Source organism: Gemella haemolysans ATCC 10379 (assembly GCF_000173915.1).
GTDB lineage: Bacteria > Bacillota > Bacilli > Staphylococcales > Gemellaceae > Gemella > Gemella haemolysans.
On the sequence record NZ_ACDZ02000006.1, the window covers coordinates 148247 to 163542 of the forward strand.

A 15296-nucleotide genomic window follows, 5' to 3' on the forward strand; every position below is an offset into this window, starting at 1 on the left:
GTTTATTTATTTAATTTTCCAATATCGTCAAGTACTTTTTTAGCCTCATCTTTATTATTTTTAGAATATACACGTTTATTGTATATTATTGCACTTATAGAAATCATGTGCGCCGAAACAGGTGCTGCTAAGAATAAGAATGCTATTGCTAATAAGAATTTATATTCAAATACATTTAGATAACGATAGAAGTATACAAATCCTGCTATAAGGATTAATTCTACAGAGAAAGATCCGGTAACTCCTGCTGCGTGTATTTTAGTTATTTCATCAGGTAATCTAATAAATCCTATTACTGTTGATAGCATTGCTATTACTGCGATTAAAATTAGAAGTATAATAATAATGTCTAAAATACTATTTAGTATCATCACTAAAGACCTCCTTTTTAGCTAAGAATCTAGCAGTAACAACTGTACCTACTAAACATATAATAGCTATGATAAGTATAAGTGAAATATAAGAAAAAGTTTTATAGTACATACTAACTAAAACTATTAAGCACATTAGTGGCATGGCAAGTAGGTCACTAGCTATTAATTTATCAAATATGCTCGGTTTTTTTACGATATAAATTAATAAGAAAAATATCATGGCAATACTAGCGAATATACCTAGTAAAATTGAATAGTCTAATACTTTATCCATTTAAATCAACCTCCAGTATTGCTTTTTCAAAACTATTTTTTATACCTTCAATCTCACCAGGAATATCATCAGTATCAAGGCAATGAATATGAAGTGTTTTATTATCATGGCCAACATTGACTGTAAGTGTACCTGGTGTTAAAGTTATCATATTGGCAAGTAATGTAATTTGCCAATTTTTTGTTACTTCTAAAGGATATTCAAAAATAACAGGGTTAACATCAAGATCTTTTTTGAACATTAATTTTAAAACATTTATATCTGCTTTTAATAATTCAAACAAGAACATTAAGATTAATTTTATCCATTTATAAACATAAATGTAATAAAGTTGATCTCCTAGAATGTTTTTTGCAAATGTTTTTCTAAAGATGAATAGTAGTACCATACCCCAGAAAAATCCTACTGCAAAATATTCAGAATTATAGTTACCTGAAAAGAACATCCATACTACACCAACTAATATATTAATTAAAAATTGTAGTGCCATAATTATGCTCCTTTCTTAAGTACTAAGTCAATATAGTGTTGAGGATTTAGTACCATTTGTATCCCTTTATCGAAGAAACCATCTAATAGATTAGTGCTTACTCCAATAATAAGTGCTATTGCTACGATAGCTATAAGAGGGATTTGAACACCTTTTGGAAGAGGTTTTAAAGTTAAACTCTTATTGATATTATCGTAGAATACATTTAAGAATATTCTAATTAAAGAGTAAAATACAACCAATCCAGATAATGCCACTAATATAGCAATAAATGTATTATTATTTGTAACTAAACCTTTAATTATTAGTGCTTTACCATAGAATCCACTGAATGGTGGAACCCCTGCTAATGAAAGAACTATAATGAAATATGTCCAACCAAGAAGAGGGTATTTATTGATTAAACCACATTTTTGGAGATATTTGACTCCGCTAACGTAAATTATTAATCCAACAACTATGAATAATGCAGCTTTTAGTAATATATCGTTTACTGCATATAATAAAGCACCTTTAACACCGAAAGTATTCAGTGTTGCAGTTCCACATACCATAACTCCAAGAGAAATTACGATATTAAAAATTACTATTTGTTTTAAATCTTTTTGATAGATTGCTCCGATACAACCGGCTATAATTGAGACTGCTCCAAGTATTAATATATAAGACTTGATGAAGTTTGATTCGTAATAGAATAATCCATATGTTCTAATAATTGAGTAAAGACCAACTTTTGTTAGCAATGCTCCGAAGATAATAGAAATTGCAATTGGTGGTGCTGCGTACGATCTATTCATCCATGTGAATAGTGGGAATAGAGCACCTTTCATACAGAATACAAATATCATTACAGATCCAACAAGGTATAATCCACGACGGTCAGACATCGATGAGATTGTTTGAGATATGTATGCCATATTTAAGCTACCAACAATAGTGTAAAGATATCCAATACTAATAACAAATAAGCTACCAGCAAATACGTTCATTAGTACATAACTAATAGAAGATTTAAGTTGTTCTTTATTAATACCTACTAACAGTAGTAAGTAAGATGACATAAGTAAGATTTCATAGAAAACAAAAAGGTTAAATATATCACCTGTAGTGAAAGCTCCGTTTATCCCAACCATGATTAATAAAAATCCAGGATAGAAGAAACTAAGTTCTCTAACTTTATCAATTGTTTTAAATGAATATAACAATGTTGCAAGAAATACAACCGAAGATGTTGTAACTAGAACACTATTAAGTCCGTCTAATGTTAAAGTAATACCAAATGGACTAGCCCAATTCCCCATCTCTAATATTAGTATTTGGTGTTTATTTACCATATAGATATTAAATATAGAAAATGCTAAGACTAGTAGTGTAGCCAATGTTGTTAATAAACGTTGCATTGCTATTCTTTTTCTAAATAATACAGTTATTGCTGCGAATAGAAGGGGGATAAATATTGGTATAACAGGTAAATTACTATGCATTATTTCTTTCCTCCTTCATATTTTCTACATCTTCAAGATCAATTACATTATCGCTTCCTTTTAATTTGTAGTTAGCAATGTAGATTGAAATTAAAAGACAAGTTACTGCGAATCCGATAACGATGGCAGTAAGAATAAGTGCTGCTGGAATAGGGTCTATATAATTCTTTCCTAATTCTGAAATAATAGGTATATCTCCATCATATAAACCTCCTGCGATAAGTATAATAAGGTTAGCAGCGTGTCCAAAAAGACCAACTCCAATTATTATTCGCATCATACTCTTAGAAAGCATTAGGTAAACACCAAAACCAACAAGAATACCACATAAGATAATCATATAAAATTCCATTATTTACCATCCTTTCCGAAAGCTAAAATTACTGACATAAGAACTCCAACAACTACAAAATATACACCTAAGTCGAATATTGCAGCTGTGTGTAATTCCATTTCTCCCATTATCGGAACGTGAATGTGAGTGAAATGATGTTTGAAGAAATTCTTTCCGACTATAACACCACTAAACGCCGTACCAATGGAAAAAAGTAATCCAATAGCAGTTACATATACATAGTTAATAGGAAGTAGTTTATTGACTCTATCTATTCCATATGTAAACATTGCTAGAGCCAATGCCATTGTACAAAGGAGTCCTCCGACGAAACCACCACCAGGAAGGAAGTGACCACCAAAGTACAAACTAAGAGAAAGTAAAAATATACATCCTGAAATAATAGCAGATAATGATTTTAAAATTACATCATTAGTTTTCATCTTTTGGTCCTCCTCGTTTAATTATTTTAAACATAGCATAGATGATTAATGCAACCATAGTCATAACTGTTATTTCGAACAAGGTATCAAATCCCCTAAAATCTACGATAATAACATTTACTATGTTTCCACCACCAGATGCGACAACATTATCAAAATAGAATTGACTAATTTCTGATGGGTTTTTATACGCGTAAGATACAAGTCCTACGATTGTAAAACTAATACCAGTTAGTGTCGCGATTATTGCATTAGTAAATTTAAAACTTTGTTTTTCTACTTGTTTTGTTTTATCAGTTAATAGAATGAAGGCTATTAAGAAAATAATAGTAGAAATTGATTCAATTACAAATTGTGTCATTGCTAAGTCTGGTGCTCTAAATGTAACATATAGCGCAGTCATCATAAATCCAATTCCAGAAGAAAGAATAATAAGTACTAGCCTATTATACACTGTAGTTAGAGCAACACAGCATACGACTATACATAGTCCTATGAAAATATTCATGTAATGAATTGTAGAAAAGTTATTAATTAACATAGGTCTACCGATTGCAAAGTAACCACCAATAATAGTTGCAGATAATACTACAAAGATATAACTCATATTTCTTCTAAGTTGGTTTGTAACAAATGTATCATGGAGTGTACCACTTACTTTGTGTAGTAAGTTACCTAGGTTATTATATGCTCCGTGAATAGAAATAATAGTAGGGTTTATACTATAGATTTCATTTCTACTTGCAAATAATTTATAAATTACAAAACTTGCAATGATAACAATAATAGAAGTAAGAAGTTCTATTGAGAAGAAACTATCATGATGGACATGAGTGATTACTTCGTTATTAGTTATTTTTACAGCTAGCGCAGATTGTTGAGCTGGAATAACTATGTAATCTTTTATGAATGTGTTAATAATTACGAAGACTACAAGTATTATTGGTGATATAAAGATACCATTACTTGGAAGATGTAATTTCTTATTGCCCAGTATAGAATTATCGAATTTACCTAGGAATGGTTTGAATGCTACTATTAACGAATAAATAGCAGTTCCTAAAGCTCCAATAACTACAGCTATTACGATGATCATATATAGCATGCTTGATTGCGTTAATCCATAAACTACCGTTAAGAAGTATTCTTTTGAGTAAAATCCACTTAAAGGTGGGATTCCTGCCATAGAGAACCCGGCGATAATACTTAATATAAAGCTAAGTGGCATATATCTTTTAATACCACGAAGTTTTTCGATATCACGTGAATGGAATGAATGATCGATAATACCAGTAATCATAAATAAACTTGCTTTAAATGCTGCATGGTTAATAATATGGAAACATACAGCATAGAATGCGAATGTATAAACGTAGTGATTATCGTTGTATAGGCCAAGGTTAGCTATACCTATCATAAGAGTCATCATACCAAGTTGACTAATAGTTGAATATGCAAGAATTCCTTTTAAATCTTTTAGGAATATTGCAGAAATAGAACCTATTAGCATAGTAATAGTCCCAAAAATGATAAGAATATTACCAAATGAAGAAGTAAATGAGAATACAATGCCAATTCTTAGTAATAGATAGATTCCGGCTTTAACCATTGTAGCTGAGTGTAGGTAACTACTGATTGGTGTAGGTGCAGCCATTGCATCAGGTAGCCAAATATGGAATGGAAACTGTGCTGATTTTGTAAATGCACCGAATATTATAAGAATCATTGCTACTACATATTTATCGTTGTATCCATGATTTTTAGTGAATTCTATAATTTCACTAACATTAAAACTTCCAGTAATATTATTTAAAATGAAAATTCCTGCTAGCATTAGGACTCCACCAAAGACAGTAATAATCAATGATTTTAGAGCACCTTTTCTAGATGCATCATTTTCGTGCCAATAACTAATTAATAGGAAAGAAGAAACAGATGTCATCTCCCAAAACATATACATACTAAGCATGTTATCAGATAAAACCACGCCTAACATGGCAGACATGAATATTAGTAAAAATATGTAAAATTTATGTAATTTTTCATCTGTAATGCTCATATAGTAACATGAATATAATATTACTAGAGTACCGATTCCTGTAATTAGTAATGAGAATAGAAGTGATAAACCGTCGAGATTTAGGTTGATATCAAGTCCTACGTTAGAAACAAATGCTAGTTTCTTATAGATTGTTCCACCTGAATAGATATACTTAAGATTTGAAATAAAATACCCAAACAGTATTAATGGTACAACTATAACGAATTTTCCAGTATGGATGGTTTTGAAGTTTTTCCTAAAGAAAGGTACGAAAAACATCGCAATTACTGGTAAAAAGACAGCTAATTGTAACATAAAAAAACCTCTTTCTAATTTATTTTTTTTATAACACTAATTATATAACAAAATAGCTTAAAATACTATTGATATTCAACTTTTATATAATTATTTTTCAATAAAAAATGGTGGATAACATAAAGGAATATTATAAAAAGTTATGAAAACGATAAAATAAAGTATTAATTATTTTCTAAAAATAATTAATATAATTCTATTATTTTAGATGTTAAAATATAGTGTGGATAAATAATATTGCTTAAAATGCAACTTGTAACTATAAAATAAACTTATTATTTTCAGAATATTTAGTAGAAAATATAGATAATTATTTTTTTAATATCTCTTGTTTAAGGTGAGAAAAAAAGGTATAATAAAGTTATTAATATATTTACAGGGGGACTAACTGATGTCACATAAACAAACACCACATATTAAACCAAATGGAGTAGAAATCGCTGAAACGATTCTTTTACCAGGGGATCCTTTAAGAGCGAAATTTATTGCAGAAACATTTTTAGAAGATGCAGTTTGTTTTAATGAAGTGCGTGGTATGCTAGGATATACTGGAACATATAAAGGTAAAAAGATTTCTGTAATGGGAACAGGTATGGGACCAGCTAGTATCGGTATTTATTCTTATGAATTAATCCACACTTTTGGGGTTAAGAATTTAATTAGAATTGGAACATGTGGAGCACTACAACCAGAAGTAAAATTATATGATGTAATTTTAGGAATGGGATCTTCAACAAACTCAAACTACATGCACCAATATAATATTCCAGGAAACTACAGTTTAACTGCATCATTTGATTTATTATTAAAAGCTTACAACAGAGCTCAAGAAATGGGTCAAGCAGTACACGTTGGAAATATTTTATGTAGTGAAATTTTCTATAATGCTGATGAAAAAGCTATGGAAAACTGGATTAAAATGGGAGTATTAGCTGTAGAAATGGAAAGTACGGCACTTTATGCAAATGCAACAGCAGCTGGAGTTAATGCTTTAACAATTCTAACAGTTAGTGATTCATTAGTAACTGGTGAAGAAACGACTCCAGAAGAAAGACAAACGGCATTTACGAAAATGATGGAAATTGCTTTAGGTTTAGTATAAAATTAGGAATTTAGAGGTATTATAATATGAGTAACTATCAAGAATTATATGAAAAATGGTTAAATAGCTCAGCTTTAACAGAAGAAGAAAAACTTCAATTAAAAAATGTAGCTAATGATGAAGTTGAAAAAGAAGATAGATTTTATAAAGAATTAGAATTTGGAACTGCAGGATTACGTGGTAAAGTAGGAATGGGTTCTAATAGAATGAATAGATTCATTATCGCTCGTGCAACAAAAGCACTAGCACAAACTATTATCGACAATGGATTACAAGAAAAAGGTATTGCTATTGCTCACGATCCACGTCTTTTCTCAAAAGAATTTGCCAAGTTAGCAGCTTTAGTAATGGCTAGTAATGGAGTTAAGGCATATTTATTTGAGGACTTACGTCCAACTCCAGAATTATCATTTGCAGTTCGTTATTTAGGAACAGCTAGTGGTATTAACATTACAGCAAGTCACAATCCTAAAGAATACAATGGATATAAAGTTTATTGGCAAGAAGGATCTCAAATTAAATCTGATATAAGTGATAAAGTTTTAGAGTATATTAACTCAATGGATATCTTCGATAACTATGTTACTTTAACAGAGGAAGAAGCCAAAGAAAAAGGATTATTGGTATATATTGGAGAAGAAATTGATGAAGAATTCTATAAAGAATCTTTAAATTGTGCTATTAACGATGAAAACATTGATAAAGATATTTCTGTAGTATATACACCGCTTAACGGTGCAGGATATAAGGCTGTAACAACAGTTCTTGCACGTCGTGGATTCAAAAATGTTCATGTTGTTGAAGAACAAAAAGATCCTGATGGAACATTCCCAACAATTGAATATCCAAACCCAGAGGATACTGCAGCATTTGAATACGGTGAAAAATTAGCTAAAGAAGTTAATGCTGATGTAATCATTGCAACTGACCCTGACTGTGACCGTCTTGCTGTAGAAGTAATTCATAATGGAGAAGTAGTTTCTCTTAACGGTAACCAAGCTGGTGCAGTATTAGTTCAATATGTTATTGAAAATCTTGCAAAACAAAACAAATTACCAGAAAACCCAGTATTAGTTAAATCTATCGTAACATCTAAAATGGTAGAACCATTATGTAAAGAATACGGAGTAGAAGTAATTGATGTTCTTACTGGATTCAAAAACATCTGTGCATTACCGAATGAATGGGATATTACAGGTGAGAAAAACTATGTAATGGGATATGAAGAAAGTATTGGATATAACGTTGGTACATTCCTACGTGATAAAGATGGTGTAACTATCGCTATGTTATTAGTAGAAGCAGCAGCATTCTACAAAACACAAGGTAAAACATTAGTAGATGTACTTGATGGTTTCTATGAAAAATACGGGTACTATTTAGATAAAACTATCTCAATCGTTTTAGAAGGTGCAGCAGGTGCTCAAAGAATTAAACGTATGATGGAAAAATATCGTGAAATCTTTGCTCGTGAAATTGCAGGAAGTGAAGTAGTAGCGATTACTGACTACTTAGTTCAAAAAGAGAAAACAGTAGCTACAGGTGAAGAAAAGGCTATTGAAATTGAAAAAACTGATGCTGTTAAATTCAGTTATTCAGACGAATCTTGGTATACATTACGTCCAAGCGGAACAGAACCTAAAGTAAAACTTTATATCTACGTTAAAGATGCAGATAAAGAAGTTGCTAAAGAAAAATTAGTTAAATTTGAGGAAAAAGTATTAGAATTACTTTACTCAATCGATTAATAAAAAGGAAGTGAGAAAAATCTCACTTCTTTTTTATTTTTTATAATATTTTAGATACTCTTTACAGAATTCTCGAGCAGAAAGTTTACCACTGTGTCTGTCTGCATAAGAAGAGCTTACGAATTTTGAAATTTCATCTGTGTATGTAACTTTAGGTAAAGGTTTTTCAAGAACTGTCTCTTTATTTATTGCAAATGTTGAGAAACAAATACCAACTAAACGAGTGTGTCTAGTTTCATGGTTAAATGCACTTAGTTCAGCAAAAATTTCAACACTTCTTGTTCCAACCCTTGATATATAACTATCGATAATTAATGCCTCGTGTCTGTGGACAACATCTAAAAATTGATATGTGTCAATACTTGCAGTAAAGAAGGGTAGGTGTGTATATCTACGTATTACTAAACCTTGTACATCATCAAGCCAGTATAGGGTTTGTCCACCGAACAATGTGTCATGTCTGTTCATATGGTTTGGATAAATAGTATGGAAATTCTCAATTCTAGTATCTTTATAATTCATAACTTCTTGCATGAAAAAGTTCTCCTTAAAATTTATTTTACTAATATCTAATGTAAAATTAGAATACATAAGTAATTGTATCACAAATAGATAAATATATTAAGCATCGTTTATCATTTTGAAAAAAGTTATTTTGGAATGATGTTTTTTAATATAATTTTTATAATCTTTACATTTTTATAAAAATTATATTATAATAAAAGAAAATACAAATGAGGTGAAGGATAATGAAATATGAAACTATGTTAGAACGTTTTTTAGGATATGTTAACTTTAAGACTAGATCTGATGCTGCTAGTACGACGATTCCATCTACTCCAGAGCAAAAAGATTTTTTACGCATGTTAAAAGAACAATTAGAAGAATTAAATCTTAGTGACATAGAATTAAATGAGGAAAACTGGTTTTTAACTGCTACATTACCAGCTAATACTGATAAACCATACGATAAAATTGGATTTATTTCACATGTGGATACTGCAGATTTTAATGTTGAAGGTATTAATCCACAAGTAATTGAGAATTATGACGGTGAAGACATCGTTTTAAATAAAGAATTGAATGTTGTAATGAGTAAAGCTGAGTTCCCTAATTTAAGCAATTATAAAGGTTTAACTTTAATCACTACAGATGGGACGACTTTACTAGGTGCTGATGATAAAGCTGGAATTACTGAAATAGTAGAAGCAATTAAGTATTTAAGTGAACATCCTGAAATTGAACATGGTGATATTCGTATTGCATTTGGTCCTGATGAAGAAATAGGGCGTGGAGCAGATCATTTCGATGCTAAAGGATTCGCAACAGACTATGCTTTCACTATGGATGGTGGAGTTCTTGGTGAACTAGAATATGAAAGCTTTAATGCTGCACAAATAACATATAAAATTACTGGAGTAAGTGTTCATCCTGGTACAGCAAAAGGTAAAATGAAAAATGCCAATACGATTGCTGCAGAATTAGCTTCATTGTTCCCAGAAAAAGAGGTTCCTGAGCATACTGAAGGATATGAAGGTTTCTATTTATTGCATAATATGCAAGCTAGAATTGAAGAAGCAGAGATGGTTTATATAATTCGCGATCATGATAAAGAAAAATTTGAAGCACGTAAGAAATTTGCTGAAGAGGTCGCTACGAAAATTAATGAAAAATATGGTAATGTTGTGGAATATGAGCTATTCGATCAATATTATAATATGGGAGATGTAATTAAAAAAGATAAACGCTGTGTTGATGTAGCGGAGCAAGCTATTAAAAATGTAGGAGTAACACCTATTATTATTCCGATTCGAGGAGGAACAGATGGTTCTAAAATTTCGTATATGGGTATTCCAACTCCGAATATCTTTGTCGGAGGAGAGAACTTCCATGGGCAATATGAATTTAGTTGTTTAGAACATATGGAAAAAGCCGCAGATACAATAGTTGAAATAGCTAAATTAGCTAAAAAATAAAATCACGATAATTTTAAGAAAATAATAAAGATATAGCTCTATAATGCAATATTAATCTGGATATTTGTTCGGTTATTGTTATTGAGGTAGATATTAAATAATGATTATTTAAATAGTGTTTAATATTTATTTTGAATTATAAAAGAGTTATATCTTTTTAATTATAAAAGTATTTTGAAATTTGAAAAAAATGATAAAAAATCATGCATTAGCCTCAATTATATGGTACAATAGTAATGTATATTAACTAAAAAATTGAAATGAAAGTGAGGATGGTTGTAAGATGACTAAAAAAACATTTTATGTTACAACTCCTATTTATTACCCAAGTGGTAACTTACACATAGGGCATGCTTATACAACAGTAGCGTGTGACGCTTTAACAAGATATAAAAAATTAAGTGGATATGATACATACTTTTTAACAGGTACAGATGAACATGGTCAAAAAATTCAACAAAAAGCTCAAGAAAAAGGTATTTCAGAACAAGCTTATGTTGATGAAATGATTAAGGATATTAAAAAATTATGGGAAGCTATGGATATTAACTATAGCAAATTTATTCGTACAACAGACGATTATCATGAAACAGCAGTTGCTGAAATTTTTGATAAATTAGTTGAAAAAGGTGATATTTACCTTGGAGAATATAAAGGTTGGTATTCAATTAGTGATGAAGAATATTTCACAGAAACTCAACTTCAAGAAGTTTTCAGAGATGAAGAAGGAAATATGATTGGTGGTATAGCACCAAGTGGAAACGAAGTAAAATTAGTTAGTGAAGAATGTTACTTCTTCAAAATGAGTAAATATGCTGATAGATTAGTTAAGTACTATGATGAACACCCAGAATTCATTTTACCTGAAAGCAGAAAAAATGAAATGCTTAATAACTTTATTAAACCAGGATTAGAGGACTTGGCTGTTACTCGTACAACTTTTGATTGGGGAGTAAAAGTAAAATCGAATCCAAAACATGTTGTGTATGTTTGGATTGATGCATTAGTTAACTACATTACAGCACTAGGTTATGCAACTGGCGGAAGTGAAGAACTATTTAATAAATATTGGCCAGCAGATGTTCAAGTAGTAGGTAAAGAAATTGTGCGTTTCCACGTTATTTACTGGCCGATACTACTTATGGCATTAGATTTACCATTACCTAAAAAAATCTTTGCTCATGGTTGGTTATTAATGAAAGATGGTAAAATGAGTAAGTCTAAAGGTAATGTAGTTGATCCTTATATGTTAATAGAGCGTTATGGATTAGATTCAGCGCGTTATTACTTACTGCGTGAAGTTCCATTTGGACAAGATGGAATATTCACACCTGAAAGTTTCATTGACAGAATTAACTCAGATTTATCAAATGATTTAGGAAACCTATTAAATAGAACTATTTCTATGATCAATAAGTACTGTGGTGGAGTAATTCCAAAATTTGTTGAACCAACAACAGAATTTGATAGAGAACTAATAGCTTTATCAAAAGAAGTTATTGCAGAATATGAAGAGTATATGGAAAATATGCAGTTTTCTAAAGCTTTAGAATCAGTTTGGAAATTCATTTCTAGGACTAACAAATATATTGATCAAACTACACCTTGGATTTTAGCAAAAGATGAAGAGAATCAACCTGAATTAGATAAGGTTATGAACTACTTAGCGGAAAGTCTTCGTATTGCTACAATTTTAATAGCACCAGCTTTAACAAAAGCACCAACAGAAATTGCTAAACAATTAGGAATTAGAGAAGACTTATTAGTGTTTGAATCTGCTAAAACTTTTGGAGTGTTTGATGGAACTGTAAAAGTTGTAGAAAAACCAACTCCAATTTTCCCAAGATTTGATAAAGAGGTTGAAGTTGAGTATATTAAAGAACAAATGTCACCTAAGGCACTTGAGAACTTAGAAACAGAATCTAAAGAAGAAAATGAAGATACTTATGTTGAGCTTGCTGAAGAAATCACAATTGATAAATTCTTTGAGACTTCATTAAGAGTAGCAGAAGTATTAGAATGTGAAAAAGTTAAGAAAAGTTCGAAATTATTGAAATTTAAACTTGATCTAGGAAATCACCAAAGACAAATAGTTTCTGGTATCGCTAAATACTATGATCCAGCAGAATTAGTAGGTAAAAAAGTAGCTGTGGTAGCTAACTTAAAACCAGTTAAACTATGTGGTGAATTAAGTGAAGGAATGATTTTATCAGCAGAAAAAGATGGTATCTTACGAGTAGTTGAAATTAATGCTGAAATTCCTAACGGAGCAGAAATTAGATAATAAAAAAAAGAGAATTTAGTGAAAACTATATTCTCTTTTTTAGGGAATTTAAACAATTTATATGTACAAAATAATCCACCTGGGGATTTCCTCAGGTGGATTAAATTAATTATCTTGTTGTTCTTTGGTTGCTTTGAGAGTTAGAGGCGTTTTTATTATCATTATTATCTATGTTTTTAGTCTTAGGCGTTTCTCTATTAACTTCAATTACACGAACTGGATTAACAGGTACGAACGACCCATCAGATACATGATAAATTAATCTGTTGTTATTAATTCCAATACCGTTAATATTAAGTTGTGCACCATTACCAAAGGTAACTTTAACTTTGCTTGCTGCTTCATCAGAATAAACATTTTGTGTAGCTAAGAATTTAATCGCTACTGGACGAGAAATAAAGTTTTCAAGTTCATCGTTTTTAGAATCTACTGATACGAATTTTTCATTAGCTGTGATAAATTGACCTTGTAGATTTCCTGATGAAATTTGATACATTAAATATCCAGCAGGGGATACAATTTTGTTTACAGTTAATTTAGTACCAGGTTCAATAACTTCACCTTGGTCTGACCAACTTGCAGATTTGAAAGCATGAATTTTTTTGTTAACTGTAACTTGACGATCCACATCAAATGCATATGATGTGAAAGTTCCAGCAAGTTTAGCAGTTATTTCTTCATCTTGAGCATCAGAATCAATACGAGCAGCCTCGGCTTTTTCTTGTGCTTCTAAAATTTTAGCCTTTTCTTCGGCTTCTTTTTGTTTTTTCATTTCTTCCGTTGTATCTACAGCAGTAGTATTAGTTTCTCCAAAGCTTACATAATGTTCTTTAGCTGAAGAAATGAACTTAAGTGTAACTAAGAAACAAAGTGATAGTATTACTGCTAATATAACTGATGTAGCAATTCTAACTTTAATATTTTTTGATACCTTTTTAATTTGATCGTAATTTTCAACTTTTTGTCTAAAAACTTTTTTCGAAATAAAAGCTTTAATGTATATCAAAGCTACTACGAAGATATTTCTTACATTATTATCGATGTATTTAACCTTAAATGCAGTTTCATCTTCATTTACTACTTCTTTTTTTATACTATGTATTTCTTTTTTCAGACCATCAAGTTTATATCCAATTTCTAAGTTTTTTTGGATTTTTTCAATAATTTTTTTCTCAGAGGCTATATCTTTTTGAGTAATTTGTTTTTGAGCTACTAAACTATTTAATCTTTTCTCCTCTAAAGTTATTTTTTCTTTATCAGCATTTCTATTTTTAAGAGTTGCAATAGTTAATTTTTTCTCTTCGATTTTATCTTCTAAAGAAATTAGTGTTGTTTGTAATGAAAGTAAAGTGTTTTCATGTTCTCTCATTTCATTTTCTTTTTGTAATAACTCTATTTTCTTTTTATCTTCTAATATTTGGAATTCTTTTTCTTTTCTTCTATATTCTCTTTTTCTTCTTTCAGCCTGTTCTTTTTCGATACGTTGGCGTTCAAGTTCTTTTTCGCGAGCAATACGTTCTTTTTCAATACGTTCTTTTTCACGTTGTTCAGCTTTTTCTTTTTCTATGCGTTGACGTTCAAGTTCTTTTTCGCGAGCAATACGTTCTTTTTCAATACGTTCTTTTTCACGTTGTTCAGCCTTTTCTTTTTCTATGCGTTGACGTTCGAGTTCTTTTTCACGAGCAATACGTTCTTTTTCAAGACGTTCTTTCTCACGTTGTTCAGCTTTTTCTTTTTCGATACGTTGACGTTCAAGTTCTTTTTCACGAGCAATACGTTCTTTTTCAATACGTTCTTTCTCACGTTGTTCAGCTTTTTCTTTTTCGATACGTTGACGTTCTAGCTCTTTTTCGCGAGCAATGCGTTCTTTTTCAAGACGCTCTCTTTCACGTTGTTCAGCTTTTTCTCTTTCGATACGCTGGCGTTCTAATTCTTTTTCACGAGCAATACGCTCTTTTTCAAGACGCTCTCTTTCGGCGCGTGCAATCTCATTTTTTTTGCGTTCTTCTTCTATTTTACGCTGTTGTTCTTCAAATTTTTTCTTTGCTTTTTCTAGTTCAAGTGCACGTTGTTTTAATTCTTTTTCTTTTAATTTTACTTCTTTTTCTTTCTCGCGAAGTTCCTTTTCTAGAGCTGATTCATCAAGGTGATTTTGATTATTAATAGAAGTAGTAGATTCATTATTTTTAAAATTAAAAGTTTTTACTTGTTTTTTTAAACGACCAAAAAAAGATGTTGAATTATCTTTTTCTTCAGTCGAATCTGTAGTATTTGTTTCAACTACTTTTTCTTTTAGTTCTTTTGACATAAAAAAAATCCTTTCACACACTATTAGTAACTATTATATCATAAAATTATAATATATTTATATAAAATATGCTTAAAATACCAGTAAATTATTAAAAAAACTTTCAACTCTAATTGAAATATG

At 30.3% G+C, this 15296-nt stretch carries 13 protein-coding genes; 4 read left to right on the forward strand and 9 right to left on the reverse strand.

Annotation, left to right across the window (positions count from 1 at the left end):
• Positions 1 to 2: 2 nt before the first annotated feature.
• Genes GEMHA0001_RS02350 through mbhE form a run of 7 tightly spaced genes read right to left on the reverse strand, consistent with a single transcriptional unit; the run spans position 3 to position 5755 of the window.
• Positions 3 to 371: a cation:proton antiporter gene (locus tag GEMHA0001_RS02350; protein WP_004263915.1), complete on the reverse strand. Its 369-nt coding sequence runs from the start codon at positions 369 to 371 to the stop codon at positions 3 to 5.
• Positions 358 to 648 (reverse strand): monovalent cation/H+ antiporter complex subunit F, encoded by a 291-nt coding sequence (locus GEMHA0001_RS02355; protein WP_004264179.1) that lies wholly within the window; start codon positions 646 to 648, stop codon positions 358 to 360. Before GEMHA0001_RS02355 ends, GEMHA0001_RS02350 begins: the two co-directional genes overlap by 14 nt.
• Positions 641 to 1138, reverse strand: a complete 498-nt coding sequence (locus tag GEMHA0001_RS02360; protein WP_004263743.1) for a Na+/H+ antiporter subunit E — start codon at positions 1136 to 1138, stop codon at positions 641 to 643. Before GEMHA0001_RS02360 ends, GEMHA0001_RS02355 begins: the two co-directional genes overlap by 8 nt.
• A gap of 2 nt (positions 1139 to 1140) precedes the next feature.
• Positions 1141 to 2622, reverse strand: coding sequence for a proton-conducting transporter transmembrane domain-containing protein (locus GEMHA0001_RS02365; protein WP_004264144.1), 1482 nt, complete (start codon positions 2620 to 2622; stop codon positions 1141 to 1143).
• The gene (locus tag GEMHA0001_RS02370; protein WP_003147003.1) at positions 2615 to 2974 is read right to left on the reverse strand and encodes a Na(+)/H(+) antiporter subunit C; all 360 of its coding nucleotides are present in this window, start codon (positions 2972 to 2974) and stop codon (positions 2615 to 2617) included. The genes GEMHA0001_RS02365 and GEMHA0001_RS02370 overlap by 8 nt, the downstream gene beginning before the upstream one ends.
• Complete coding sequence (locus tag GEMHA0001_RS02375; RefSeq protein WP_004263940.1) at positions 2974 to 3399, reverse strand: Na(+)/H(+) antiporter subunit B; 426 nt, start codon at positions 3397 to 3399, stop codon at positions 2974 to 2976. Before GEMHA0001_RS02375 ends, GEMHA0001_RS02370 begins: the two co-directional genes overlap by 1 nt.
• Positions 3389 to 5755 (reverse strand): hydrogen gas-evolving membrane-bound hydrogenase subunit E, encoded by a 2367-nt coding sequence (gene mbhE / locus GEMHA0001_RS02380; protein WP_004264183.1) that lies wholly within the window; start codon positions 5753 to 5755, stop codon positions 3389 to 3391. The genes GEMHA0001_RS02375 and mbhE overlap by 11 nt, the downstream gene beginning before the upstream one ends.
• A 391-nt stretch (positions 5756 to 6146) precedes the next feature.
• Here mbhE and deoD point away from each other — a divergent pair, with 391 nt between their 5' ends.
• Together deoD and GEMHA0001_RS02390 are read left to right on the forward strand one after the other, a co-directional pair.
• Positions 6147 to 6857, forward strand: coding sequence for a purine-nucleoside phosphorylase (deoD, locus tag GEMHA0001_RS02385; RefSeq protein WP_004263898.1), 711 nt, complete (start codon positions 6147 to 6149; stop codon positions 6855 to 6857).
• 26 nt (positions 6858 to 6883) lie between these two features.
• On the forward strand, positions 6884 to 8605 hold the full coding sequence (locus GEMHA0001_RS02390; protein WP_004263793.1) for a phospho-sugar mutase: 1722 nt from the start codon (positions 6884 to 6886) through the stop codon (positions 8603 to 8605).
• Between the two features lie 33 nt (positions 8606 to 8638).
• Here GEMHA0001_RS02390 and GEMHA0001_RS02395 read toward each other — a convergent pair whose 3' ends face one another.
• Positions 8639 to 9139, reverse strand: a complete 501-nt coding sequence (locus GEMHA0001_RS02395) for an acyl-CoA thioesterase (RefSeq protein ID WP_004264107.1) — start codon at positions 9137 to 9139, stop codon at positions 8639 to 8641.
• Positions 9140 to 9354: 215 nt separating this feature from the next.
• Here GEMHA0001_RS02395 and pepT point away from each other — a divergent pair, with 215 nt between their 5' ends.
• Positions 9355 to 10581, forward strand: coding sequence for a peptidase T (gene pepT, locus GEMHA0001_RS02400; protein ID WP_004263871.1), 1227 nt, complete (start codon positions 9355 to 9357; stop codon positions 10579 to 10581).
• 283 nt (positions 10582 to 10864) lie between these two features.
• Positions 10865 to 12865, forward strand: a complete 2001-nt coding sequence (gene metG / locus GEMHA0001_RS02405) for a methionine--tRNA ligase (RefSeq protein ID WP_004264130.1) — start codon at positions 10865 to 10867, stop codon at positions 12863 to 12865.
• 109 nt (positions 12866 to 12974) lie between these two features.
• On the opposite strand, the gene GEMHA0001_RS02410 is transcribed toward metG, so the two are convergent.
• Positions 12975 to 15173 carry a DUF5776 domain-containing protein gene (locus GEMHA0001_RS02410; protein WP_004263720.1) on the reverse strand — a complete coding sequence of 733 codons (2199 nt, stop codon included), beginning with the start codon at positions 15171 to 15173 and terminating at the stop codon, positions 12975 to 12977.
• Positions 15174 to 15296 lie beyond the last annotated feature (123 nt).